This is a genomic window from Rhodothermales bacterium, from assembly GCA_039944855.1.
GTDB lineage: Bacteria > Bacteroidota > Rhodothermia > Rhodothermales > JANQRZ01 > JBBSMX01.
Map to the genome: position 1 here is coordinate 16,994 of JBDUXZ010000029.1, position 24,015 is coordinate 41,008.

At 68.9% G+C, this 24,015-nt stretch carries 17 protein-coding genes; 10 read left to right on the forward strand and 7 right to left on the reverse strand.

What is annotated here, in order from left to right:
* Positions 1–76: 76 nt before the first annotated feature.
* Positions 77–1,540 (reverse strand): TIGR00366 family protein, encoded by a 1,464-nt coding sequence (locus ABJF88_14395; GenBank protein MEP0548122.1) that lies wholly within the window; start codon positions 1,538–1,540, stop codon positions 77–79.
* 140 nt (positions 1,541–1,680) lie between these two features.
* Here ABJF88_14395 and ABJF88_14400 point away from each other — a divergent pair, with 140 nt between their 5' ends.
* The 3 genes from ABJF88_14400 to ABJF88_14410 all read left to right on the forward strand — a co-directional run bounded on the left by ABJF88_14400 (position 1,681) and on the right by ABJF88_14410 (position 5,329).
* Positions 1,681–3,180, forward strand: coding sequence for a tetratricopeptide repeat protein (locus ABJF88_14400; protein ID MEP0548123.1), 1,500 nt, complete (start codon positions 1,681–1,683; stop codon positions 3,178–3,180).
* 123 nt (positions 3,181–3,303) lie between these two features.
* The gene (locus tag ABJF88_14405; protein ID MEP0548124.1) at positions 3,304–4,089 is read left to right on the forward strand and encodes a DUF4292 domain-containing protein; all 786 of its coding nucleotides are present in this window, start codon (positions 3,304–3,306) and stop codon (positions 4,087–4,089) included.
* The gene (locus ABJF88_14410; protein ID MEP0548125.1) at positions 4,064–5,329 is read left to right on the forward strand and encodes a peptidoglycan DD-metalloendopeptidase family protein; all 1,266 of its coding nucleotides are present in this window, start codon (positions 4,064–4,066) and stop codon (positions 5,327–5,329) included. The genes ABJF88_14405 and ABJF88_14410 overlap by 26 nt, the downstream gene beginning before the upstream one ends.
* 15 nt (positions 5,330–5,344) lie before the next feature.
* Here the strand turns inward: ABJF88_14410 and ABJF88_14415 are convergent, their stop codons facing one another.
* On the reverse strand, positions 5,345–9,823 hold the full coding sequence (locus tag ABJF88_14415; GenBank protein MEP0548126.1) for a two-component regulator propeller domain-containing protein: 4,479 nt from the start codon (positions 9,821–9,823) through the stop codon (positions 5,345–5,347).
* Between the two features lie 329 nt (positions 9,824–10,152).
* Between ABJF88_14415 and ABJF88_14420 the strand changes: the two genes are divergently transcribed.
* The gene (locus ABJF88_14420; protein MEP0548127.1) at positions 10,153–11,553 is read left to right on the forward strand and encodes a S8 family serine peptidase; all 1,401 of its coding nucleotides are present in this window, start codon (positions 10,153–10,155) and stop codon (positions 11,551–11,553) included.
* A gap of 118 nt (positions 11,554–11,671) precedes the next feature.
* Here ABJF88_14420 and ABJF88_14425 read toward each other — a convergent pair whose 3' ends face one another.
* On the reverse strand, positions 11,672–12,946 hold the full coding sequence (locus tag ABJF88_14425; protein ID MEP0548128.1) for a Glu/Leu/Phe/Val dehydrogenase: 1,275 nt from the start codon (positions 12,944–12,946) through the stop codon (positions 11,672–11,674).
* A gap of 137 nt (positions 12,947–13,083) precedes the next feature.
* On the opposite strand from ABJF88_14425, the gene rpiB reads away from it, so the two are divergent.
* The 5 genes from rpiB to ABJF88_14450 are packed head-to-tail and all read left to right on the forward strand — an operon-like array spanning position 13,084 to position 18,910.
* Positions 13,084–13,782, forward strand: coding sequence for a ribose 5-phosphate isomerase B (gene rpiB / locus ABJF88_14430; protein MEP0548129.1), 699 nt, complete (start codon positions 13,084–13,086; stop codon positions 13,780–13,782).
* A complete protein-coding gene (locus tag ABJF88_14435) occupies positions 13,779–14,456 on the forward strand; it encodes a hypothetical protein (protein MEP0548130.1) in 678 nt (225 codons plus the stop codon). The genes rpiB and ABJF88_14435 overlap by 4 nt, the downstream gene beginning before the upstream one ends.
* A 37-nt stretch (positions 14,457–14,493) precedes the next feature.
* Positions 14,494–16,194, forward strand: a complete 1,701-nt coding sequence (locus ABJF88_14440) for an amidohydrolase family protein (protein ID MEP0548131.1) — start codon at positions 14,494–14,496, stop codon at positions 16,192–16,194.
* Positions 16,195–16,239: 45 nt separating this feature from the next.
* Positions 16,240–17,586, forward strand: a complete 1,347-nt coding sequence (locus tag ABJF88_14445) for an amidohydrolase (GenBank protein ID MEP0548132.1) — start codon at positions 16,240–16,242, stop codon at positions 17,584–17,586.
* Between the two features lie 19 nt (positions 17,587–17,605).
* Entirely contained in the window at positions 17,606–18,910 is a 1,305-nt protein-coding gene (locus ABJF88_14450) for an amidohydrolase family protein (protein ID MEP0548133.1), read from the forward strand.
* Positions 18,911–18,941: 31 nt separating this feature from the next.
* Here the strand turns inward: ABJF88_14450 and ABJF88_14455 are convergent, their stop codons facing one another.
* Together ABJF88_14455 and ABJF88_14460 are read right to left on the reverse strand one after the other, a co-directional pair.
* Positions 18,942–19,244 carry a PqqD family protein gene (locus ABJF88_14455; protein MEP0548134.1) on the reverse strand — a complete coding sequence of 101 codons (303 nt, stop codon included), beginning with the start codon at positions 19,242–19,244 and terminating at the stop codon, positions 18,942–18,944.
* Positions 19,245–19,276: 32 nt separating this feature from the next.
* Positions 19,277–19,954: a hypothetical protein gene (locus ABJF88_14460; protein ID MEP0548135.1), complete on the reverse strand. Its 678-nt coding sequence runs from the start codon at positions 19,952–19,954 to the stop codon at positions 19,277–19,279.
* A 1,014-nt stretch (positions 19,955–20,968) separates the two neighbouring features.
* Here ABJF88_14460 and ABJF88_14465 point away from each other — a divergent pair.
* The gene (locus ABJF88_14465) at positions 20,969–21,379 is read left to right on the forward strand and encodes a hypothetical protein (protein ID MEP0548136.1); all 411 of its coding nucleotides are present in this window, start codon (positions 20,969–20,971) and stop codon (positions 21,377–21,379) included.
* A gap of 108 nt (positions 21,380–21,487) precedes the next feature.
* Here the strand turns inward: ABJF88_14465 and lysM are convergent, their stop codons facing one another.
* Positions 21,488–21,958, reverse strand: coding sequence for a peptidoglycan-binding protein LysM (gene lysM, locus ABJF88_14470; GenBank protein ID MEP0548137.1), 471 nt, complete (start codon positions 21,956–21,958; stop codon positions 21,488–21,490).
* A 168-nt stretch (positions 21,959–22,126) separates the two neighbouring features.
* Positions 22,127–23,992 carry a DUF3857 domain-containing protein gene (locus tag ABJF88_14475; protein ID MEP0548138.1) on the reverse strand — a complete coding sequence of 622 codons (1,866 nt, stop codon included), beginning with the start codon at positions 23,990–23,992 and terminating at the stop codon, positions 22,127–22,129.
* Between the last annotated feature and the right edge of the window lie 23 nt (positions 23,993–24,015).

Here is a 24,015-nt window from a genome sequence, read left to right on the forward strand (position 1 = left end):
GACAGGGAATGGGATGAACGGGCGGAACGCCGCTAAGATTACGTTACCGCCTCACTTATGCAAGCCCCGTACCAGCTTACGGCACTGGGACGGCGACCGAAGCCGCGCCCCACCCGCTCGCTACAGCGATCGCGAGGGCGACGAAGCCGAGCACGACGAAGATAAGCTGGAGCGGGAGGATCCACCGCGCCCACCGCTGCCACGGCACATCAGCGAGCGCGAGGGCGCCCATCAGGATCGCGCTCGTGGGGATGATGAGGTTGGTGAACCCGTCGCCGAGTTGGTAGGCCAAGACCGCCGTCTGCCGCGAGACCCCGACGAGGTCGGCGAGCGGGGCCATGATCGGCATCGTGAGGGCGGCCTGCCCGCTGCCGGAGGGGACGAAGAAGTTAATCGCCGTCTGCACGAGGAACATGACCTGGGCCGCGACGATCGGCCCGGCCTCGCCGATGACGGAGGCGAGCGCGTTCAGGATCGGGTCGATGATCTGCGCGTCCTGCATGACGACGAGGATGCCGCGCGCGAGCCCGATCACGAGCGCTGTCACGAGGAGGTCCTTCGCCCCCGTCATGAACGCCTGCGAGGTCTCCGACGGAGCGAGCCGGCCCGCGACGCCCATCGCGATCCCCATGCCGAGGAAGAGCGCCGCGATCTCGACGATGTACCACCCCTGCTGCGTCACGCCCCACACGAGGAGCGCGATCCCGGCGAAGAACACGCCGAGCACCCACAGCTGCCGACGGCTGATCTCGCCGAATCCCTCCTCCGTCGCGTGGACGCCCGCCGCGCGCTTCTTCCGGTCGATCTCGTAGACCGGGCTCCGCTCGGGGTCGCGCTTGACGCGGTGCGCGTGCCACATGACGTAGGCGATGGCGACGGCCGTGATCACGAGCCACAGCACGATGCGGAAGCCCTGCCCCGAGAACAACGGGACTTCTGCGATGCCCTGCGCCACGCCGACCGTGAACGGGTTGAGGAACGCCCCCGCGAAGCCCGCGCCCGCGCCGACGAACGGGATCGCCACGCCGGTGATGGAGTCGTAGCCGAGCGAGAGCGCGAGCGGGACGAAGATGAGGATGAACGGGACCGTCTCCTCCGACATCCCGAACGTCGCCCCGCCGAGCGAGAAGAGGACCATGAAGAGCGGGATCGTCAGCAGCTCGATGGAGCGCGAGCGACGGGCGCCGCGGACGAGCCGCTCCAGCCCGGCGTCGACGGCCCCCGTCCGCTGCAGCACGCCGAATGCCCCGCCGACGAGGAGGACGAACCCGATGATGTCGGCCGCGTCGATGATCCCGAGGATCGGCGCGGTGAGGATGGCGCCGATCGTGCCGACGATGCCGGCGACGAGCCCCACGTCCGGCCGCTCGACGAAGTGGAAGGAGCCCGGCACGACGGCGTTCTTCGTCCCCGCCGCCGTCTCCAGTTCGACCGTCTCGAACGCGCCCGGCGGGATGACCCACGCGAGGAGCGCGGCGAGGACGATGATCGAGAAGATGATGAGCGTCGTGTCCGGGGCTTTGAACCGGGTCAGCTTCATGAGCGCGAGGGCGAGGGTGAACGCGGCGAGGTCGGTGCCGAACGGGCGCGACCTCCGCGCTCCCTCTCGACGTGCCTAAATTACCCCAGCCGAACTTTTGCCGCGCTACGCGTTAGACCTCGCCGGACGACCCCACCGCTATGCTCCGACTCACTCTCCTCCTCGCTCTCGCCCCCCTCGTCGCGGCGCCGTCCGCGGCGCAGCGGAAAGCCGTCAGCGACACCACGCTCGCGATGCAGGCGGAGCAGGCGTTCGTCCGTGGCATGACGCGGGCCTACCTCGGCGACTACGACGCAGCGATCGGGCAGTACGAGCGGGCGTTGCAGATCCTCCCCGGCCAGGCCGCCTTCCTCGCCGCCCTCGCCGAAGCCCACGAGGCTCAGGGCGACGTCACCACGGCGCTGTACTTCGCGACGCGCGCCGTCGAGGCCGCGCCCGACGAGCCCAGCACGTACCGCCACCTCGCCGGGCTTCAACTCGTCGCGGGCGAGTACGAAGCTGCGATCAGCACCTACGAAGACCTGCTCGCCGTCGCGCCCTACGACCTCCCGGCGCTCACCGCCCTCGCGCGGATCCAGCAACAGGGCGGGCGGCTCGACGACGCCCTTGCAACGTATGACCGCGTGCTCGATCAGGTCGGCGAGAGCGGCGCGGTGCGGACGCGGATGCTCGCCATCTACCAGCGCAAGGGCGACACGGCGGGTGCCATCCGCATGCTCGAAGCCCTCGTCGATCTCGAACCCGATAATCGATCGCTCCGCCGTGAACTGGCTGATCTCTACGCCGAAGCCGGCCGCGCCGACGCCGCCGTGACGACGCTCGAAGCGCTCCTCGCCGAGCGGCCCGACGACCCGGACGCGCTCGTACGCCTCGCCGCCCTCTACCGCGAACGGGGCGACGACGACCGCGCCGACGCGCTCCTCGGCGCCTTCGGCGAGCCGGGCGTCGTCTCCGATGCCTCGCTCGCGCAGGCCGCTGCGCTCTACCTCCGCGCCAACGACGATCCTGCCGCTGCCGAGACCGCCCGCCGCCTGCTCGAAGCCGCCGATGCAACCGACGCGGCCGACGGCTCCGCGCTCCTCATGCTCGGCGACCTCCGCTACCGGGACGAGGAATGGGCCGCCGCCGCCGACGCCCTCGGCCGCGCCCTTGCCGACGACCCACGCAACCCGACGGCGTGGGCGCAGCTCGTCGCCGCCCACCTCCGCTCCGGCGATGCTGACGCCGCGCTCGACGCCGCCGAGGAGGCGACGCTCCTCTTCCCCGGCCAGTACGCCCTCGTCCGCATCGCCGCGATCGCCCACACCGAAGCCGGCGAGTACCGCGCCGCGCTCCGCCTCCTCGACGAAGCCCTCGTCATCTTGGCAGACGAGATGCCGGACGACGATCGGGAGCGCGGCGACCTCCTCAGCGACATCGGCTGGGCGCACTTCGCCGACGGCGCGTTCGACACGGCGGTCGAATGGTTGACGAAAGCGGCCGAAGCCGACGAGCCGACCGCGAGGCTGTACGAACGCCTCGGCGACGCGGAAGCCGCTCGCGGCCGCCGCGACGCCGCCCGCCGCCACTGGCAGGCAGCCCTCGACCTCGAACCCGGCCGCGCCGGGCTTCGGCAAAAGCTCGACGCCAACACACCTTGATCCCACGGCGTGCCCGGCGACTCGGCCCCGTCTGAGGGAGGCATACTTCGGCTCCCCGTCGGCCCGTTGACTTGCCGTGCCGACCGCGCCCCGCCCGTTTCCCACCGCCAACCCCACGCCCCATTGCGCCTGCTCTCGTTCTGCTGCGCCAGCATCCTGCTCATCGCCGGGTGCTCGTCCGGTCCGCTCGTCCGCGACGCACCCGACCTCACCGCACCGGCCGAGTTCCCGAACCACTCCACCGAGCAGGTGCTGGCTCGGATGGCTGCCGTCGCCGCCGCCGATTCGCTCGTGGCGTTTTCAAGTCAAGCGAAGGTCGAAGTCCGTTCGCCCTCCCGCGACGCCGACCTCTCGGCGACGATCCGGCAGCGGGCGGCCGATACGCTCTGGGCCTCCGCGCGCGGCCCGCTCAGCATTGAGGTCGCCCGCGCGCTCGTGACGGAGCGCGACTTCGCCCTCCACGACAAGATCAACGACCGGCTCTACCTCGGCCCGACGCGCGCCGTTGCAGCGTATTTCCCTGTCTCGTTCGAGGCCGACGCCTCCGCCGAGCTGTTCTCCACCTTCCTCGGCACGCTCCACCCGACCGGTGAGGGCTGGACGATCGGCACCGTCGACGGCTATTATCGACTCACCGACGGTGGACCCAGCAGCCGGGTCTATACCATCGATCCCGCCTCGTGGCGGACGGTCCGCTACCAGCATTTCGTCGACGGCCAGCTCTTCGACGAACGGGCGTTCTCCGCCTTCGACGTGATCGACGGGCGGATCTTGCCGCGCCGCGTCGAGGTCTGGAACCCGCAGTCCGAGACGCGGCTGACGATCGAGCACCGTAAGCTCACGCTGAACCCGACCACCCTAGACTTCCCCTTCTCCCCCGGTGATGCCGACGTTCGACGCCTCGACTGACGTGCTGCGCTCCCTCTTCCTAGCCCTCGTGCTCCTGTTCGTCGCGTCCCCGGTCGCCGCGCAGGAGGCCGAGCGGGCAGCGGCGGAGCAGCGCCTCCGCGAGCTTAAAGCACAGATCGAAGAGTACGAGCGCCAGCTCTCGACGACGCGACGCGAGGAGACCGACGCCGCCGCCGCGCTCAACGAGCTTGACCGCGAGATCAAAGTCCGCGAAGCCCTCATCGCCTCCTACCGCGAACGGCAGAACGTGCTCAGCGGCGAAGCCCTCGGCATCGAACGCTCGATGACGCAACTGGAGCTGGACCTCGGCGAGCTGAAGGAGGAGTACGCCCACCACGCGCGGAACGCGTACATGCGCGGGCGCACCGGCGACCTCGCGCTGATCCTCTCGGCGGGCTCGATCAACAAGATGATCGTCCGCACGCGCTACCTCCAGCGGTTCACCCAGCAGCGCCGCCGGAAGCTCGACGAGATCGCGGCCACGCAGCAGGAGATGACCGACCGGCAGGCCGCGCTCGATTCCTCGGCGGCACGCATCCAGTCGCTCCTCGCCGAGAGCCGCACCGAGCAGGCCGCCCTCGCCCGGCGGAAGAGCGAGCGGGCGGCGCTCGTGACCACGCTCCGCCAGAGACGCACCGGGCTTCAGTCCGAACTCGAACAGCGGCAGAGCGACATCAACCGGCTGGAATCGCGGATCCAAGAGATGATCGCGGCGGCCGAAGCCGCGCGCCGACGCGAGACCGAGCGCGCCCGCGCCACGGCTCGCGCCACGGGCAACGCCGAGGCCGTCCGCGCCGCCGAAGCCGCTGAGTCCGCCTTCGTCGAGCTGACCGGTTCGTTCCGGCAGAACCGAGGGAAGCTGCCGTGGCCGGCGGCGGGCGTCGTCACCGGCACGTTCGGGACGCGGACGCACCCCGTCTACGGCACGAAGACGCGCAGCATCGGGCTGGAAATCTCGACCCCACCGACGGCCTCCGTCCGCGCCGTCTTCGACGGGACCGTGATCCGCATCTTCGCGATGCCCGCCTACGGCACGTCCGTCATGGTCTCCCATGGCGACTACGCGACGATCTACGGTAACCTCTCCTCCGTCGACGTGCGGCAGGGGCAGCAGATCCGCGCCGGGCAGGCCGTCGGCCGCGCCGGGACCGCCTCCGACCCCCTCGGCGCAGGCGTCTTCTTCGCCCTCTTCGCCGACGGCGACGCCGTGGACCCGGCGGGCTGGCTGCAGCGGCGGTAGCAGGTCGGCTGAGCCTCAGCCCTCGCGCTCCACCGACACCGCCTCCACGCTGTCGAGCCACGCGGCGACGTGGCTCGGTTCGAGCGAGAACGTTGCCACCGGACGTGCGATTCCGCGGAGTTGGCACGCTTCCGCGTGCTCGTACGGGAAGGCCTCCTTCGTCAGCGCATACACCGGGAACGAGACGAGGATCTGCCCCGGCGTGCAGACGCCCTCAAGCCGCGAGGCGAGGTTCACCCCCTGCCCGATGGCGGTGTATTCCATGAGGTCGTCGGACCCGAAGTTGCCGACGGTCACCTCGTCCTGGTGCACGCCGATGCGGAGTTCGAGGTCGTGGGCGACCCCGTCGCGCTTCCACTTCGCACGGAGCGCGCGCAGCCGGTCCTGCATCGCCACGGCCATCTCCACCGCGCGGCGAGCCTGCTCCTCGGGCGCCATCGCTTCGGCGGCCCCGAAGAGAGCCATGATGCCGTCGCCCATGAACTTGTCGAGGGTGCCGCCGTGCGCCTCGATCAGGCCCAGCATCTCGCCGAGATACTCGTTGAGCAGCTCGGTGACGACCTCGGGGGGCGTCGTGTCGGAGAGGTGGGTGAAGCCCGTGAGGTCCGAAAAGAACACGGTCACGCGCTTGCGCTCGGCCGCGAGGCGCACGTCCTCGTCGGCGTGGAGGATCGCATCGACGAGCTTGCTCGGGAAGTACTTGCGGAGGCGAGAGCCGCGGACGATCTCGGCGAGCTGTTCGCGCACCTTCTCGTGGAGGTCCGCGTTGAGTTCGGCCAGCTCCCGCTCCTGCTTTTTGATCGTGAGGAGGTTGTGGACACGGGCGCGCAGTTCGCGGGCGTTGAAGGGCTTCGCGATGAAATCGTCGGCCCCGAGTTCGAGCCCCTCGACGCGGTGGTCGTCGTCGGCCTTGGCCGTGAGGAGGACGAGGGGGATGCTCTGGAGTTCGGGGTCGGCCTTCAGGGTGCGGCAAAGCGTGTAGCCATCCATCCGCGGCATCATCACGTCGGAGAGGATGAGGTCGGGACGGAGCTCGCGCGCCCGTTCGAGCCCGGCCAGCCCGTCCGGCGCCTCTTCGATGTAGTAGCGATCCGAGAGGCAGTCGCGGATGTAGCCGCGGACATCGGGATTGTCCTCGACGATGAGGAGGCGCGGGGCTTCCGAGGGCACGGTCGACACCGGCGCCTCGACCGCCGCCTCCCGCTTCATCGCGATCATTTCGGGGCCGCCGAGGACCGAAGGCCGCGCCGCCGCGTCCACATTGCCTACGAGATCGCCAGGCGAAAGGTGGGCCTCGCCCAGCGGCAACCGCACGGTGAACGCCGTCCCCACGCCTATTTCACTCTCGACCGAGACCTCGCCGCCGTGGAGCGTCACGAGTTCGCGGACGAGCGACAGCCCGATCCCGGTGCTGGACTGCAGCGCGGAGCCCGTTCCCGCCACTTGGGTGAACCGATCGAAGACCGTCGCCAGCGCCTCCGGTGGGATGCCCTGGCCGGTGTCGACCACGTGGACGGCGACGGCCCCCTCGGCGAACCCGTCGCTCGGCACCTCCTCCTCCACCGTCACGCAGATCGTGCCGTCCGCAGGGGTGTATTTGACCGCGTTCGAAAGGAGGTTGTAGAACACCTTCTCCAGCTTATCCGGATCGTAGCAAAGCGCGACGGGACGATCGGGCACGTCGAGTGTAAGGCCGATGCCGTGCTCGGCGGCGAAGGTCTGGAACGAGCCCACGATCATGTCGAGCGGCGATCGGAGGTCGCCGCGCTGCGCTTCGAGCTCCATCCGGCCGGACTCCAGCTTGGCCACGTCGAGGAGTTGGTTGATGAGGCGGAGCAGGCGGCGGGCGTTACGCAGCATCACCTCGTGCTGCTTCCGTAGCGGTTCGGGCGTGGGCCCGTAGGCCCCGTCGAGCGCGTTTTCCAGCGGCCCGATCGTGAGCGTGAGGGGCGTGCGAAATTCGTGGCTGATGTTGTTAAAGAAGTGGGTCTTCGCCTCGTCCAACCGGATCAGCTCGCTCGCCTGCTGTTCGACCGTGGCTTTTTCCTGCGCCAGCTCGTGCGTTCGCACCTCCACGACGTGCTCGAGGTGTTCGGCGCGGGCCCGAAGCTGCCGGACCCGCACGCGGTACACGCCGAAGCCGGCCGCCCCCATCAGCAGCACGCATAGCGCGGCGAACCACGTCGTCTGCCAGACGTGCGGGGCGAGGGTGAGGGTCACGACGGCGCCCGTCTCGTTCCAGACGCCGTCGTTGTTCGCCGCCTGCACGCGGAAGCGGTAGGTGCCGGGGGCGAGGTCGGTGTAGTAGGCCGTGCGGCGCGTCCCCGCCTCGGTCCACTTCCTGTCGCGGCCTTCGAGCCGAAAGCGGTGACGGACCTGGCCCGGGGCGAAGAAGCTGAGGCCGGCGTACTCGAAGGCGAACTCGTCGCTGCCCGCCGGCAACGATAGCCCTTCAGCCATCGTACCGCCGAGCGATACCGGCACGCCGTTGACGAGGACACGCTGCACGGCGACAGGCGGCGGCAGGCGGTTCGAGCGGAGGTGGGCGGGATCCACGGTCACGGCCCCCTGCGCGGTGGCGAACCAGAGCGCGCCGTCGTGGGTCCGCCACCCCGCCGGCTGCACGCCACCGTTGCACTCGGGGTGTTTCATCCCATCTGCGCGCCCGTAGCGGTCAGGCCGCACGGCCCGCTGTCTGCCGCGTGCGACGGCGTCGAACTCGGCGAGAGCGATGCGGAAGAGGCCTTTGTTCGAGCTCATCCAGAGGTAGCCCTCGTCGTCTTCGAGGATTTGGAACACGGCGTCGGTCGGAAGCCCCTCGCTCGTAGTGAACGCGACGAGGTCGTCGCCCACGATCCGTGCGATGCCTCCGCCGTCGGTCCCCGCCCAGAGGCTTCCGTCGGGGCGCGCATGCAGGGTGAGGACGACGTCGTGCAGCGCGTCGGCGAAAGGGGCAGCGAAGACGCCGTCGCGATATCGGAGCAGCCCGCTGCCGTACGTGCCGACCCAAAGCGCCCCGTCGGCGCTCTGTGCGAGGGCGATCACCGCGCCCTCGGGTGCACCATCAGTTACGAGCGTTTCGAACCGCCTCCCATCCCACCGGCTCAGTCCGCCATCGGTGCCGACCCAGAGCGTTCCCCCGCGGTCTTCGAACAGCGCGAGCACGTACTGATCTGGAAGCCCGTCGGCCGTGGTATACGTTGTGAACACGCCTTTGTGGTAGCGGCTAAGCCCCGCCCCGTCGGTGCCAATCCATAGCGCGCCGTCGCGTGTGCCGTAGACCGTCGATACATGGTCATCGGCGAGGCCGTCGGCAGCGGTCAGAGTTTGTTCGACGCGGCCGTTCCGAATCCGGCTGACCCCTCCCCCCTCCGTTCCCACCCACACGGCTCCGTCCGAGGTTTCGGTGACGGAGAAGACCACGTCGTGCCCGAGCCCTTCGCGCGTGGTAAACGGGGTGACTTTGGCGTCGCGGACGCGGGCAAGCCCTCGGCCGTCGGTGCCGATCCAGAGGCTTCCCTCACGGTCTTGGCGGAGCACACGGACGTTGTCGAGGACCCCGTCGTCGGAGGGAAGAGGGGTGACACGGCCGTCGTGCAGCCGGCTCACCCCGCTTCCTATCGTCCCCACCCACAGGCTCCCCTTGAAGTCAGCGTAGAGCGCAGACACCTCTGCTCCATCGAATGCGTCAGCGCCGGGAGGTGTAGTGAGCCGGCCACCGACGAGGTATCCAATTCCATCCCACGCGCCCACCCACACGCCGCCGGCCGAGTCCTCGTGGAGCGCCGTGATCGCGCTCGCGGCCGCCCCACCGAGTTTAGCATACGGATGCGTCCGCCTTCCGTCGAAGTGGTACAACCCTTCCCGCGTACCGACCCACACCCCGCCAGCGCGGCGCGGTGCGAGAGCCCGGATATAGGCCCCCGCGAGGGCGTCTGCCCCACGGTGACACGTGATGGGCGACGCCGAGTCAGGTGCCACATCGTGCCAGCACAGCCCCTCGCGCGTGCCGAGCCAGAGCCGCCCGGTCCCGTCCACGGCCAGCGCGCCAACGGTCTCACTCGCGAGCCCATCGCCCGGCCCGTAGGCCGTCGCCCGGTCGTCCGTGTCGAGGTGCACGAGGCCACCGTCCCGCGTACCTGCCCACAGCCCGCCCTCGGGATCCGCGGCGAGCGCGAGCATCGTGTTGTCGCGGATCGTCGGGTTCGTCCCGCTGTCGAACACCGTGAAGGCGACCCCATCGAAGCGAGCGAGCCCTTCGTCCGTCCCGAACCAGACGTGGCCGTCGGCGGTCTGGATCATGTCGGCAACGACGCTCTGCGGGAGGCCGTCCTCCACGGTCCACCGATCGAAGACGTACTGGGTGGGCGCCTTCGCCGGGTCGAGTGTACGCGTGGTCCACTCCGGCGTCGGCTGAGCTGCCGTCCTCGGTACTCCCACCGCCCATACGATGGTGCCTAGCAGGAGCAGGTAACGGACGGAGGGGCCGCGCATAAGGTGAGAAACGGTAGTATAAAGCGGGACGCCACGCCGTGTCGCAAGGATGGTACCACCTCTGAGAAGGGCCAAACGAGCCTATCTACGCTGCTTTCCTCGTACCAAACCACTCGACACGTTCCACATTTCCCATCTATTCCCTCCGACGCCGCGGCTGCGCGCCTTGCTCGTTCTGAGACATTGCGCTCTTCACTCCTACTCTGAGGGAAACTTTTTAAGGGACGGCCCCCTGACGGTTAGACAAACGCGAGGCCCGAACGGCACGTGCCTCCTGAGCGCATGGCGTTTGCTCTAACCGAAGCAAGTCACCCACCCCACCCCACACCATGCCCTATCACTCCATGCGCTACCTCACCCTCTTCGGTGCCGTATGTCTGCTCACGCTCGCCGGGTGCGCCGACGAACTGACAGGCTTCGACGCCGACGCACCCGACGTAGTCGCCCCCGTACCCGAAACCCCTGACGCAGACCTCGCTGGCATCATCGCCGACGTTCGGACTCAGATCGAGCATTCGCCGAAGGTCATGAATAAGGAGGCCCTATACGGCCGCCTTGATGCAATAGGGCAGTCCCAGGCTGCGTTGGGTGATACGGAAGCGGCGCGGGGCCTCCTCTCCCTCCTGGGTCTCGATCTCGACTTTGTGCTGGTGTACGTCCCGAGCGTAACCGACCCCGAGGAGGAGTCAGCCTCCACCTTCAGTGGGCACCGCGTCAAGAAACGCTCGTACTACCGCGATTCCATCTCCGGCGTTTCGTTCTCTATCTCGATCCGGGGCGTGCTTTCCCTGCTGAACTCGCTCCTCACCGATCCCTCCGTGCTGTTCATCCAGTTCGACGACGTGATGAGCCGCCCGCTCGACGTCAGCGCCTATCAGGCGATCGGTGAGCAGCAACTCCCGTGGGGCATCGTGAACGCCGAAGCTCCGCTGTCATCCGCAGCGGCAGGGGACGGCTCGGGAGCCGTCGAGGTGGACCTCTTCGTGATCGACAGCCGCGTCTCCCACAGCGACCTCCGCGTCGTCAGCGAGACCAGCTTCCTCAGCTACCGCGACCTCCCCGATACCGAGGGACACGGCACGCACGTGGCCGGGACCGCGGCCGCGCTCGACAACGGCTTCGGGGTGGTGGGCACGGCGCCGGGCGCCCGCGTCCACGCCCTCGAAGTTCTCGACGCGCACGGCGCGGTCAAGCTCTCGACCCTGCTCAGCGCGGTGGACCACGTCGCGGCCTATCGCCGCGCCCATCCCGACACCCCGATCGTCGTCAACATGAGCATCGGGGGCTACACGGGGACGACGTCTTACAACGCCCTCGACCTCGCCGTCAAGGCGTCGATCGAACAGGGCATCGTCTACTGCGTCTCCGCCGGTAACGACGGCAGCAACGCCGCCCGGTACTCCCCGGCTCACGTGACGGAGGCCATTACGGTCGGTGCCTTCAACCCCGACGGCGGGTTCGCTTCCTACTCGAACTACGGCTCCGTGGTGGACGTGCTGGCCCCCGGCACCGACGTTCTCTCGACGCTCGTCGGTGGGCGGTACGGCCTCTTGAGTGGAACCTCGATGGCGACCCCGCACGTGGCCGGTGCCGCTGCGCTCTACCTCTCGATGCACCCCGGCGCCTCTCCCGAAGAGGTCCGCGACGCCATCGTGCAAAGCGCGCGCGCCGGGATCACACGCGTTCCCACTGGCACGACGCGGCGCGCGCTGCGCATGAGCGGCTTCTGATTCGCGGCGACCTACTGCACCGTACGGCGGGATGCGAGGGGGCACAGCGCTCTCTCGCATCCCGTCGTTTTATTCCTCCTCCCTTACGAAGCGGCGCGGCGGGGTGCCCACCGCTCCCTTAGAGTGTCCCGCGCAGCTTCTCAGCCTTCACCACGCGCTCGACGGCGACGACGAAGGCCCCGTTGCGCAGCGTCACGTCGTAGTGCGCGGCGCGGTTACGCACGGCGCGGTAGGCCTTGAGCATGATCTCTTCGAGCCGCTCGTTGACGAGGTGCTCGCTCCACTGGAACTGCTGGAAGTTCTGCGACCACTCGAAGTACGACACCGTCACGCCGCCGGCGTTCGCGAGGATGTCCGGCACGACGAGCACGCCGCGCGCGTTGAGCCGTTCGTCGGCCTCGGGCGTGATGGGGAGGTTCGCGCCCTCCACGACGAGCCGCGCCTGCACGCTGTCCACGTTCTCCGCGTTGATGGCGGACTCGACGGCGGCCGGGATAAGCACGTTGCAGTCCACGCCCATGAAGTCGGCGTGGGCGACGTGCTCGATGCCGGAGCCGTCGTAGCCCTCGATCGTGCCGTGGCGCTGGCCGGACTTGTACTCGCAGATGTCCTTCACGTTGAGCCCGTCGCCGCAGAAGAGCCCGCCGGACACGTCCGAGACGGCGACGACCTTCGCCCCTTTCTCTTCGAGCAGGAGCGCCGCGTGCATCCCCACGTTCCCGAAGCCCTGCACGGCCACACGGAGATCGCTCACCTCCATCCCGAGGTCGCTGGCCGCTTCGAGCGTGCAGATCATCACGCCGCGCCCCGTCGCCGCCTCGCGCCCCGGCGAGCCACCGAGTTCGATTGGCTTGCCCGTAACGACGGCGGGTGAGTGCCCGTGCTGCCGACCGTACTGGTCCACGATCCACGCCATCACCTGCGCGTTCGAGCCGAGGTCGGGCGCCGGCACGTCGCGGTTCGGGCCGAGGATGAGGTGGATGCGGGAGATGTAGCGCCGCGTAAGCTGCTCCAGCTCGCGCTTCGTCAGCTCGCGCGGGTCGACGTTGATGCCGCCCTTGCCCCCGCCGAAGGGGATATCGACGAGCGCCGTTTTGTACGTCATCATCTCGGCGAGGGCGCGAACCTCGTCAGCGTCGACGAGCGGGGAAAACCGGATGCCGCCTTTGAACGGGCCGCGGGCTCCGTTGTGCTGGATGCGATACCCGGTGTAGGTCCGCAGCGAACCGTCCTCCATGTGGAGCGGGACCTCGACTTTCATCTCGCGGAACGGGCGGCGGACGAGCTGGCGCCACTCGTCTTCGAGCCCGATCACGTCGGCCGCGCGGTCGAAGTTGGCCGTGGCGATTTCGTAGGCGGAGACTTTCGGGCGTTCCTGTACGATCGTGGACATGCTGGAGTAGGGAGAGGTGAATGAAATGAGGAAGGGCGACCCCAAGTAACGGAAGCGCTCCCGAAAAGTGAAGGGCGCGCGCGAGAAACCGCGCCGAAGACGCTCGCCCTTCCCCGCCGCTGCCGTAGTTTTCGGCCATGTCGAAACGCCCCCTCATCACCGAACGCGACGTCCGCCGCGCCCACGACGCCGGGCAGCGCGCGCTCGCGATCGCCCCGAACGCGCTCGTCACCGCCCTCGCCCGCGACTTCGCTCGCGACCACGGCATCGCCCTCACTGAGCGCGCCGAGCCGGAAGCGAAGCCCGACGGTACGCCCGACTGCGGCTGCGCGCCCGCCGCCCCCTGCGGTTGCCACGATGCCCCTCCCAACACGCTCGCGCTCGGCTGCGACCACGCCGGCTTCGCCTACAAACAAGCCCTCGCCGACCACGCTCGCAGCCTCGGTTGGACCGTCACCGACGTCGGCACCGACTCCGATGCTCGCTGCGACTACCCCGACTTCGCGTACGCCGTCGCCCGGCTCGTCGCGCTCGGCGAGGTCCAACTCGGGCTGATGATCGACGGCGTCGGCGTCGGCTCAGCGATGGTGATGAACAAAGTCCCGACGGTCCGCGCGGCGTGCTGCGCGAGCGAGTTTGCCGCCTTCAACGCCCGCGCCCACAACGACGCGAACGTGCTCACGCTCGGGAGCCGGACCGAGGGCATCGAGGTCTGCAAAGGAATCCTATATACGTTCCTCAAGACCGACTTCGAGGGCGGGCGCCACGCCGAACGCGTGCAGAAGATCGCCGACGTCGAGGTCCGCTTCCTCCCCGGCTCGCCGGACGCGCTGTGATTCAGCCCGACGCAATCCCCGTCCGCATTGCCCGCTCTCGCATCGCCCTCGCTGCGCCCGACGTAGCGGCGCTTTTCGGGAAAGGCTATGCCCTGCGCGGCGCCGAGCGCGTGCTCGTATCGAGGACCGGAACGCGCGAAGTCAGCGTGCCCGTCGCGGCTGCGAAGTCGACCGGCCTCGTGCTCGACGCGCTCGACCGTGACGCGCTCGGCGACGGCCCGCCGCTCCGGCTGCGCGGCCCGGCCGGTTCGGTCGCCGCCCCGACGGCCGAGCCGGTGCGCCGCGCGCTCGCGCTCCCCGCCGGGCTGATCCGCGCGTGGCGGCTCGACGCCGGCCGCGTCGTCACGGTGCAGGCGGGGGCCGTCGCTTTCGGCGATGTCATCGTTGAGGAGGGCGACGGACACGTCCGGCTCGACCGCGCCGACGCGCTCGCGGCCGGGCTCGCCGACGGCGATACGGTGCGGTGGAACGCTCAACTCGTCCTCGCCTCTCCCCCCCTCGCCCCGACCGATGCCGCCGCCCCGAAGGTCCGCGCGACGGGCCGCCTCATCACGGAGAACGACGTGCGGCAGGCGCGGCTGAAGGGGCAAAAAATCGTCCTCGGGCCGGGCCACATCATCACGCCTGCCGCCCGCAGCCTGGGCCGCGAACTCGGCGTCCTCCTCGATGCCTGACGGGCTATCTTCCGCGGCTCCACCCACGTCCTGCCCTATGCCCCGGCTCCTCCCCGTCCTCGCCTTCCTTCTGCTCGCGCTGCCCGTGCGGGCGCAGAACGCCTCGCCCATCGACCCCGGCGTGCGGCCGGTCACGCGCACGTTCGCCATCACGAACGCCCGCGTCATCCCCGAGCCGGGCCGCGTGCTCGACCGCGCCACCGTCGTCGTCCGCGACGGGCTGATCGAAGCGGTGGGGCCGAACGTGACGCCGCCGTTCGATGCCGAGATCATCGAGGGCGATTCGCTGACGGTCTACGCCGGGTTCATCGACGGGCTCGGCCACGCCGCGATTCCCGAGGTGAAGGATGACGGCGACGATGAGAAAGTCCGCGACCCCGGCGATCCGCCCCGCGACCGCGCCGGCATCCAGCCCGACCGCTCCGCCCGCGCCCTGCTCGACCCCACCGACGGCTCCGTCGAAGCGCTGCGGAAGCTCGGATTCACGGTTGCCCACGCTGTCCCGCGCGACGGGATGCTGGCAGGGCAAGGCGTCGTGATTCTGCTCGCGGGCGACGACGCCGATGCGCTCGTGCTGCGCGACGCCTCCTCCCTCTTCGCCCAGTTCGACAGCGCGTCCGGCGTGTATCCGGCCACGCCGATGGGCATCCTCGCCGTCCTCCGCCAGCTCGTCCGCGACGCCGAGCGGCGGCAGGAGGGCGCTCGCCTCTACGCCGAGAACCCGGCCGGCCTCGGCCGCCCGGACTACGACCCCGCCCTCGCCGCGCTCGCCCCCACGATGTCCGGCGACCGGCCCGTGTTCTTCTCCGTGGACGACGTGCTCGAAGCCCACCGCGCGCTCGGCATCGCCGCCGAACTCGGCCTCCCGCTCGTGCTCGGCGGCCTCCGCGAGAGCTCGCACCTGACCGACAAGCTCGCCGCGGCCGACGTGCCCGTCTTCGCCGCCCTCGCTCTGCCGGAAGCCGAAAAAGATTCGACGGCGACGGACTCCGTAGCCGTCGCGCCCGCCCAAGTTTTCATCACCGAGCGCCGCACACGGTCCTACGCCGACGTGGACGACGAAGTGAACGCGCTGAAGGCGAAGCGGCGCGAAGCCATCGCCCTGTACGAGCGAAACGCGGCCACGCTCCACGCCGCTGGCATCCCCTTCGGCTTCGCCACGCTCGACGCCAAGCCGGGTGACATCCGCGAGAACCTGCGCCGGATTGTCGCCGCCGGGCTCTCCGAGGACGACGCCCTCGCCGCGCTCACCACGACGCCTGCCGCCCTCCTCGGGCTCGACCGCAGCCTCGGCACGGTCGAGCCCGGCAAGATGGCCAACCTCGTCGTCACGCAGGGCTCGTACTTCGCCGAGGATGCTCCCGTCCGCTTCGTGTTCGTCGACGGGCAGCGGTTCGAGATCGACGAAGACGCGGCGTTCGACCCCACGGCTGAGGTCGTTGCGGCGGGGACGTGGGACTACCGCGTCGTCTTCGACGGCGGCGTGCAGACGGGGACGATGACGCTCACCGACGACGGCGGCACGCTCGGTGGGACCCTTACGGTCGAGGACGGCTCCGCGCTCACGATGGAGGGCGTGACGCTCACCGGCAACCGGCTCGTGTTCCGCCTGCCCGAAACGCCGTTCGGCCCCCTCGACGTCTCCGGCCTCATCGCGGGCGACACGTATACCGCCGAGGTCACGGGGCCAGGCGCGCCCGATCTCACGCTCAGCGCCACCCGCCGCCCCGAGAATTAACCCGTGGAGGCGCCGCCTGTCGCGCCTCTACCACCGTGCCGACCCATGCGCCTGCTCTTCTTCCTCCTCCTGCTCGCCCCCGCCGCGCTCGCCCAAGAGACAGGCGACCTGCTGATCCGCGGCGCGACCGTGCTCACCGTCACGAACGGCACGCTCGCCGATACCGACGTGCTCGTGCGCGACGGCAAGATCGCCGAGATCGGCTCCGACCTCCGCGCCCCGCGCGGCGTGCGCACGATCGACGCGACCGGCCGCTTCCTCATGCCCGGCATCGTCGACGCCCACTCGCACATCGGGATCTCGTCGGTGAATGAGGCGACGAGCCCGGTCACGGCGCAGGTCTGGGTCGGCGACGTGCTCAACCCGCTCGACGTGCGGCTCTACCGCGCCCTCGCCGGCGGCGTCACGACGAGCCACGCCATGCACGGCTCGGCGAACGTGATCGGCGGGCAGAACGAGACGATCAAGCACCGTTGGGGCGTGACCGACCCCGAGGCGCTCCGCTTCGAGGGCGCGCCGCGCACGATCAAGTTCGCCCTCGGCGAGAACCCGACGCGGGTCCACGGGAAGGGTCGCGGCATCCGGCCCGCCACGCGGATGGGCGTCGAAACCGTGATCCGCGACGCCTTCACCGAGGCCCAGCGCTACCGCGAGCGGCAGGACGCCTACGCCGCGGCGCGACGCGACGACCGCCGCGCGATGCCGCCCGCCTACGACCTCCAGCTCGAAACCCTCGCCGACATCCTCGACGGCGAGATCCTCGTCCACACCCATTCGTACCGCGCCGACGAAATCCTCATGCTGCTCCGCGTGCTCGACGACTTCGGCATCCGCCGCGTCACGTTCCAGCACGCGAACGAAGGCTTCAAAGTCGCGCCCGAGCTCGCCGCCTTCGGGGCCGGCGCGTCCGTGTTCTCCGACTGGTATGCGTACAAGTTCGAGGTCTACTACTCGACGGCGTTCAACGCCGCGATCCTCGCGCGCAACGGCGTCCGCACCAGCATCAACTCCGACAGCGCCGAGCTCATCCGCCACCTCTACCACGAGGCCGCGAAGGCGCAGCACTACGGCGGGCTCAGCGACGACGAGGCCCTTGCTCTCATCACCCTCAATCCCGCGTGGCAGCTCGGGGTGGACGACCGCGTCGGCTCGATCGAAATCGGCAAAGACGCCGACCTCGCGCTCTTCGAGAGCCACCCGCTCTCGAGCTACGCCGTCCCCGTGCTCACCGTCGTCGACGGCGTCGTCCGGTTCGACCGGGCCGAGGACCCCGACGACGTCCGCCTCTTCGTCGATCCCGAGGAGGAGGTCGACGACGTGATGTTCGCCGAGGAGCACACCGACGCCTGCCTGCAAGGCGTCGCCGAACTCGGCGCGTGGTGGCTCCGCTAAACCGACTGACCCGACCCCGATGACGCTGCTCCTGCTCGCCCTCGCTCTCGCCGTCCTCCCGCCCGCCGGCTTCCCTGCCGACCCGGACGAGGGGAGGCGCGGCACGTTCTACCTCACGAACTGCCGCATCGAGACCGTCACGAACGGGGTGATCGAGAGCGGCTCACTCCTCGTTCGCGGCGGGCTGATCGAAGCCCTCGGCGAAGCCGTCCCGCAACCGCCCGACGCCGAGGTGATCGACTGCGCGGGTGAGACGATCTATCCCGGCATGATCGACGGCGGGACGCGGCTCGGGCTGCAAGAGATCGGCTCGCTCGACGAGACGCGGGACTACGCCGAGATCGGGAGCGTGACGCCGCACATGCAGGCCCTCACCGCCGTCAACCCGTCCTCGACGCTGATCCCGATTACGCGCGTCAGCGGCGTGACGACCGTACTCACGGCGCCGTCGAGCGGGCTCATGCCCGGCACCGCGGCGCTCATCTCGCTCCACGGTTACACGCCCGACCAGCTCGATGCAGGCTTCCGTGGCGTCGTGCTCAACTTCCCGTCGTCGGCGCGGCGCGGGCGGTGGGACCGGCGCACGGCGGAGGAGATCAAAAAGGACTCCGACGAGGCGTTCGAGAAGCTCGACGACACGTGGGAGCAGGCCCGGCTCTACGCACGGATCGACTCCGCCTACCGCGTCGCGCCCGAGCCGAAGCCGACGCCAGAGTACGTGCCCGAGATGCAGGCGCTCGCCGCCGTCGTGCGCGGCGAGGTCCCCTTCCTCATCGACGTCAACGCGGCCAAAGACATCACGCGAGCGATCGAGTGGGTGCAGGAGCGCGGCGTCCGCGCCGTCTTCACGGGCGTCAGCGAAGGCTGGCGCGTGGCCGACGAGATCGCTGCGGCCGGCATCCCCGTCATCGCCGGCCCTGTCCTCGCGCTCCCGACGCGCGACGCCGACCGCTACGACAGGGCCTACGCGAACCCCGGTCTGATGCGGGACGCCGGGGTGCAGGTGGCGCTGCAGACGGGCGAGATCGAGAACGTCCGCAACCTCCCCTACCATGCGGCCTTCGCCGCCGCCTACGGGATGGGCCGCGAGGCCGCGCTCGAAGCCGTCACGATCATCCCCGCCCGCATCTTCGGCGTCGCCGACCGGCTCGGCTCGCTCGAAGCGGGCAAGGTCGCCACGCTCTTCATCGCCGACGGCGATCCGTTCGAGACGAAGACGCAGGTCCGCCACCTCTTCATCGACGGATACCTCGTGCCCCTCGTGTCGCGGCAGACCGAACTCTACGAGGAGTATCTGGAGCGGGCGCCCGGCCTGTCGAAATAAGCTGGCCGACGACGCGCCGCAGGTACTCCGCTCAGCCCGGGCTGCCCACTGAGCCGGGCGCTTCGACGAGCAGCTTCATTTTCTTCAGGTGCTCGACGAAGTCGCTGACGTGCTTCCACGCACCCGCCTCGTCGATCTCGTACTCTGAGCGGATTGCGTCCGCCACTTCGCCCAAGCTCATCCCCTCGTTGACGCCGCGCCAGATAGCGAGCCCGGTCTCGTTGAGGGAGTAGTAGTACTGCGTCGTGAGGTGGAGCAGCACCGCCTCGTTGTCACCAAGTTGGGTGAAAAGCACCTCAGAATCGGCGGTAAAATGGTCGTGCGGATGAAGCATGATCGGGGCGGATCGTGAGCCGTGACGGGAGGTCAGAAGGTAGCGCTGAGAAGGGGCGCGAGCAACGCATCGGCGCGCGTCGGGTCGTCGAGGATATCGCGGCCGGCATAGAGCGTGTACGCATCCGTTTCCCGCACCAAGCGGCCGAGCACGTCGACGTGGGCAGCGGCGTGGTCCAGCTTGACGCGCGCCAGCGAACTCTGCGCCAGCAGCCCCCCAATCGCCTCCGCTTTCGAAACCGGCGCGATCCGGCTCTCCGGCGCGTCGACGATCGTGGGGAAGAGCAATACCTCGGGGCGGCACGCGTCGATGCGCTGCTTGGGATACAAGGCCTCGACGTTGACGGCCCACTTCTCCTCTTTCAAGAGCGATGCTTCGCGACCCCGCGACAGGCCTGGGAAAAGCTCCTCCGCTTCCGGGTCGAGGCTGAAGTGAGACCGCAATCCCAGCACCGTTACCCCGTCCGGCGACGGGCGGAGGAGGACCGTATCATCGGATAGGTAGTCCCACCCGCTCTGGACCAGGCGGAACGTGAGCGTGGACTTCCCGCTATCGGCCGCCGCGGCGACCACGAGCCCGCGTCCGTTTCGGGCAAGCGCAGCGGCGTGCATCGAAAACAGGTCGTGCCGGTGGAGCAGGATCGCAAGGCTCTCCAACACGACCGCACACGCCACCCAGCGAGAGGTCAGGTTCTGCGCGTCGAGCGCCATGCGTACCGTCCCCTGCCCGTTCTGCACATCGAGTTGTGCAACGCACCCGCCCCCCACTAGGAGCACAGCTTCCTCGCCCCGCCACAGCGTGAAGCCGTTGTCGAACGTGCCGAGTTGGCGAGCACCGGAGGGCGGCCCCAAGGGCAGGGCGGTCTTGACGAGATCAATCGAGAGGTCTGTCCTTTTGGCCGCCGGGCTCTCAGCCGCGTGGAGATACCGCGATACCCCTTCCAGGACGGGGCAGGTACGGTCGTCCTCCGCCCGCACGCGCACGGATACCCCGCCGATAGACAGGTACTCCGTCATCGCGAAACGAGCTGCCCCTACGCTTTCGAGACCGTCCCCACCAATCACGGCGTGTACGCGCAGAGGGTGGAGCTGATGCTGAGGGGGCTGCAGGGGTCCACGGGCATGCTAGCGGCGAAGGTGAGCGTGCTCAGCTTCTGGTGTCGCTGGATTCGCGGCACGACAAAAACCTTCCTCTCGGTCGCTACATCGGCAACCGCTTCGCTCTGTCGGTACGGGTTATGCTCGCGTGCTGGAAGGAAAGGCATGGCAGCGTTCACGTTCTAGGAGGGCCCACGGGTGTCCTCTCCGAGGACATCGGGTTCCAGTCATCCACCCAGCGCATCTCGCTCGCGCCTGTGGAACCGGAGGTTTCGTACTCATTGCTTTACTCTTACCTATTCGGCTACCAACAAGTTGCTTGCAAACAATGCACCGGATGGAGTCCACCTCCATTACATCTGTCTATCGCCCCGACCACGTGTCGAATGGGAGGAGTATGGCTTCTACCGCGTGAAGCCGCTTACCGATGACTGCTGAAGAACGGCTTACCGCTGGTGAGCGGGACAGTCTTCCGATCCGATGTGTAGACAAAAAATGTCCCGCCCTGCGGTGTTAACAGGTAGCTTGTCCCCTGGAACCGATGTGTAATTACCCGTCGATTGCAAAGGTATACGTCAAGTATTTCACTTCCGCCATGCCACTCTATAGACTCCTGGGATATCACTCATGCCATTTTCTATCTACGTTGACGAGTCAACGAACTGGCTCGCCATCGACTACGCCCGCGTCGTTGACGGGAAAGACCTGGTGGCCTCCCGCGAGCAAGCTGCTGCGTTGAACGAGGACGGCCACATCCGCGATTTCATCCTCGACTTCACCGCCGTTTCGGAGTTCGTCCTCGCGGCCGACGCCGTTGAGCACATCATGCGCGTCGACAAGGCTCGGGCTGCCAAGCTGCCCGCGGGCCGGTGCGCCATCGTCGCGCCTCGTGATCTCGTCGAGATCGGCACCACGTATCTCGCTGCGATAAGCGCCCTGCCCCTCGACTTTCGAACGTTCGACAACCGGCAACGAGCCGAAGCTTGGCTGCGCGGTGATCTCCCCGGCGTGCCGCCGACCTTGCCGCGCCGGAGATAGCCCTGCGGTACACGAGCACGCGGCGCCCCGCTTGATAGCAGGACGCCGCGCTCGATGCTCGTAGCCGGTCCCCTCGGAGTCCGGGGCCACCGGCGTGTGTCGGGTTTACTAGCTGCCCGAAGCGTTCGGAATGCGGATCTTCTGGCCGGGGTAGATCTTGTCCGGGTCCTGGATCACCTCGCGGTTCGCGTCGAAGAGGTCGTGGTACTTCTGCGGATCGCCGTAGAAGCGTTGCGCGATCTTGGAGAGGGAGTCGCCCTTCTCGATCGTGTAATACGTAGTGGACGGCGCCGCGACGGGTGCCGCCGCAGCGGCCTGTCCGGCCACCTTGATGCCGTCGTCGTCGACCGCGTTGACGCCTTTGACGTTGCCCGCGAGGAGCGCGGCCTTCTCCTTCGCCGCCTGCGACTTCGCGTTGCCGTGGAGTTCGACGCGGCCGTCTTTGTAGAGCACGCCGAGGTTGTCGACGTTGCTACCGAGCTCGTCCTCGATCTTCTTGCGGATGACGTCGGCTTCGTTGCCTTTCTTCCCGCCGAAGAGGTCTTCGCCGGCGTCCTTGAGGAAATCTAGGAGTCCCATGGGCTTGTCTGAGATAGAGGTGTGATGACTGTGAAGGGTAGGTGCAGAGGGCAAACGAATGCGCCCTCCGCCCGTTCCTCTGGGGTGAAGGGAGCACGCCGCCCCGTCATGATACGCCCCCTGCCTTATACCGCTCCGACTTTCACTCGGGGCGGGTTCAGCCCCCCCTCACTCTCGCTTGAGCACGACCTGCTCTTCGTCCGCGCGCACCACGGCGGCGACGAACGCGCGGTAGGCGTCGTAGTCCTCCGGCGGCAGCCGCTGCGCACGCACGGCGACGGACCGCGTGTACGTCAGCGTTCCCTCCCCCACCGTCGTCGCCGATGCGTAGCGCGCGAATGGGGTCTCGATCGTCACCGGATCGGGCACGGCCTCGACCTCGAAGCCTGTGGGCAAGGTGATCAGCACGGAGTCCGTGTCGGCGAAGGGATAGCCGAGGTCTACGGGCTGCGTGCGATGCTCGGTAGTCGGAGGGACGGCCGTCCACCGCTCCAGCACGTTGGGCCGGAAGAGGAACCGGCTCCCCGCCTTCACCGCGTAGCGCGGCGCTTCGAACGTGGCCGTGACCACCTCATCTCGGTCGAGCGACACCTGCAACCGGCTCACTGGGAGATCGAGCCCGCGCTCCCACCACACCCGTTGCTCCTCCGGCGAGCGCTGCGCGAGCGCGTCTCGCACGCTGTTCAGCTGGTGGCCTCGGTAGCGCGTCTCTGCCACGACATCGGCGGTGCCCCCGGCCCCGATGCGGATCGCCGCCCGACGCACCTGCGTGTTATCCTCCGCCTCGCTCGTCGGGGTCCGCACGAGGCGGCCACTCCCGGGCTCTACCACGAGCGTCCACCTGTTCTCGCTACCCGCACCGAGGCTCCCGAACGGGATGGTCTGACTCGTAGCCTCCAGCCAGAGGTCGCCGTCGGCGAGTGGGACAAAGAGGACGACGTGGTTGAAGGCGTTGCGCGGGAAGTCCGGGTCGAGGTCGGGCCGGTCGTGGCCCACGAGAGCGGGGAACGCGGGGACGCCGGCCACGGCGAGGAGCGCGCCGAGGTAGTTGGTCAGCGCCTTGCAATCGCCGTAGCGCCGCTCGTAGACATACGACGCCGGGAACGGCTGCCACCCGCCGATGCCGAGTTGGACGCTGACGTAGCGCGTGCTCTGCTGGAGGTATTCGTAGACGAGCCGGGCGCGCTCGCGCGGCGACGCAACCCCAGCGACGAGCCGCTCGACGTCGGCGACGGCCTGGGGCGGGAGGTCGTCGCGGCCGGCAGCGAGGGTGTGGTACCACTGTCCGAGCCCGGCCCACGACGCCAGCGACCCGGCGTGCCCGGCGAGCTCGAAGCGATCGGTCGTGAGGTGGAGGGCGGGCACCTGATCGCGCCACGGCGGGCCGAGCGGCTCGAAGGGCTGGACGTGGTCGGTCACCGTCCACTCGTAGATGGCGCGCCCGCGCTCGGCGCGTTCCGCAGGCTCGGCCGCGAACCGCTCGCCGGCATAGCGCAGCGCCGTGCCCTCGGGCACGTCGACGGTGAGCGAGGCGCGAAGCACGGGGTCCTCCCCCCGCACGGGGAGCCACGTCGGCCAGTTCAGCAGGCCCTCGTGCTCGACCTCGTACTCCCAGACGACGCTGTACGGATAGGTGTCGTGGTAGAGCTGTCCCACGCGGACGCGGCTGTCGTCGTAGAGGGAATACGACGCCGTCGCCGGGTAGTCCTCGACGTCGTCGCGGCGGAGCGAGCGCACCGTTTTGCCCTGCGCGTCGCGGATCTCCCCTTCCAGCTTCCGCACGCGGCGGAACGCATCGTGGCCGAGCGCGATCACGCCGTGGCGCTCCCGACCCGCCGCGGACAGGACGACGATCTCGCGGCGGACCGTCTCACGCACGCGCCCGCTCCGCTCCATCACGAGCGAGGTCTCGTCGCTCTCGACGACGGCCGCCGCCCCGAGCGCGCCCACCCCCTGCGCCGAAGCGAGGCTACACGCCAACACGGCCACCGCGCAGACGCCTGCGGCACGTAAGAGGGCGAAGGTGCGCATCATAGTTCCTCTGTCGCGAGTCCTCA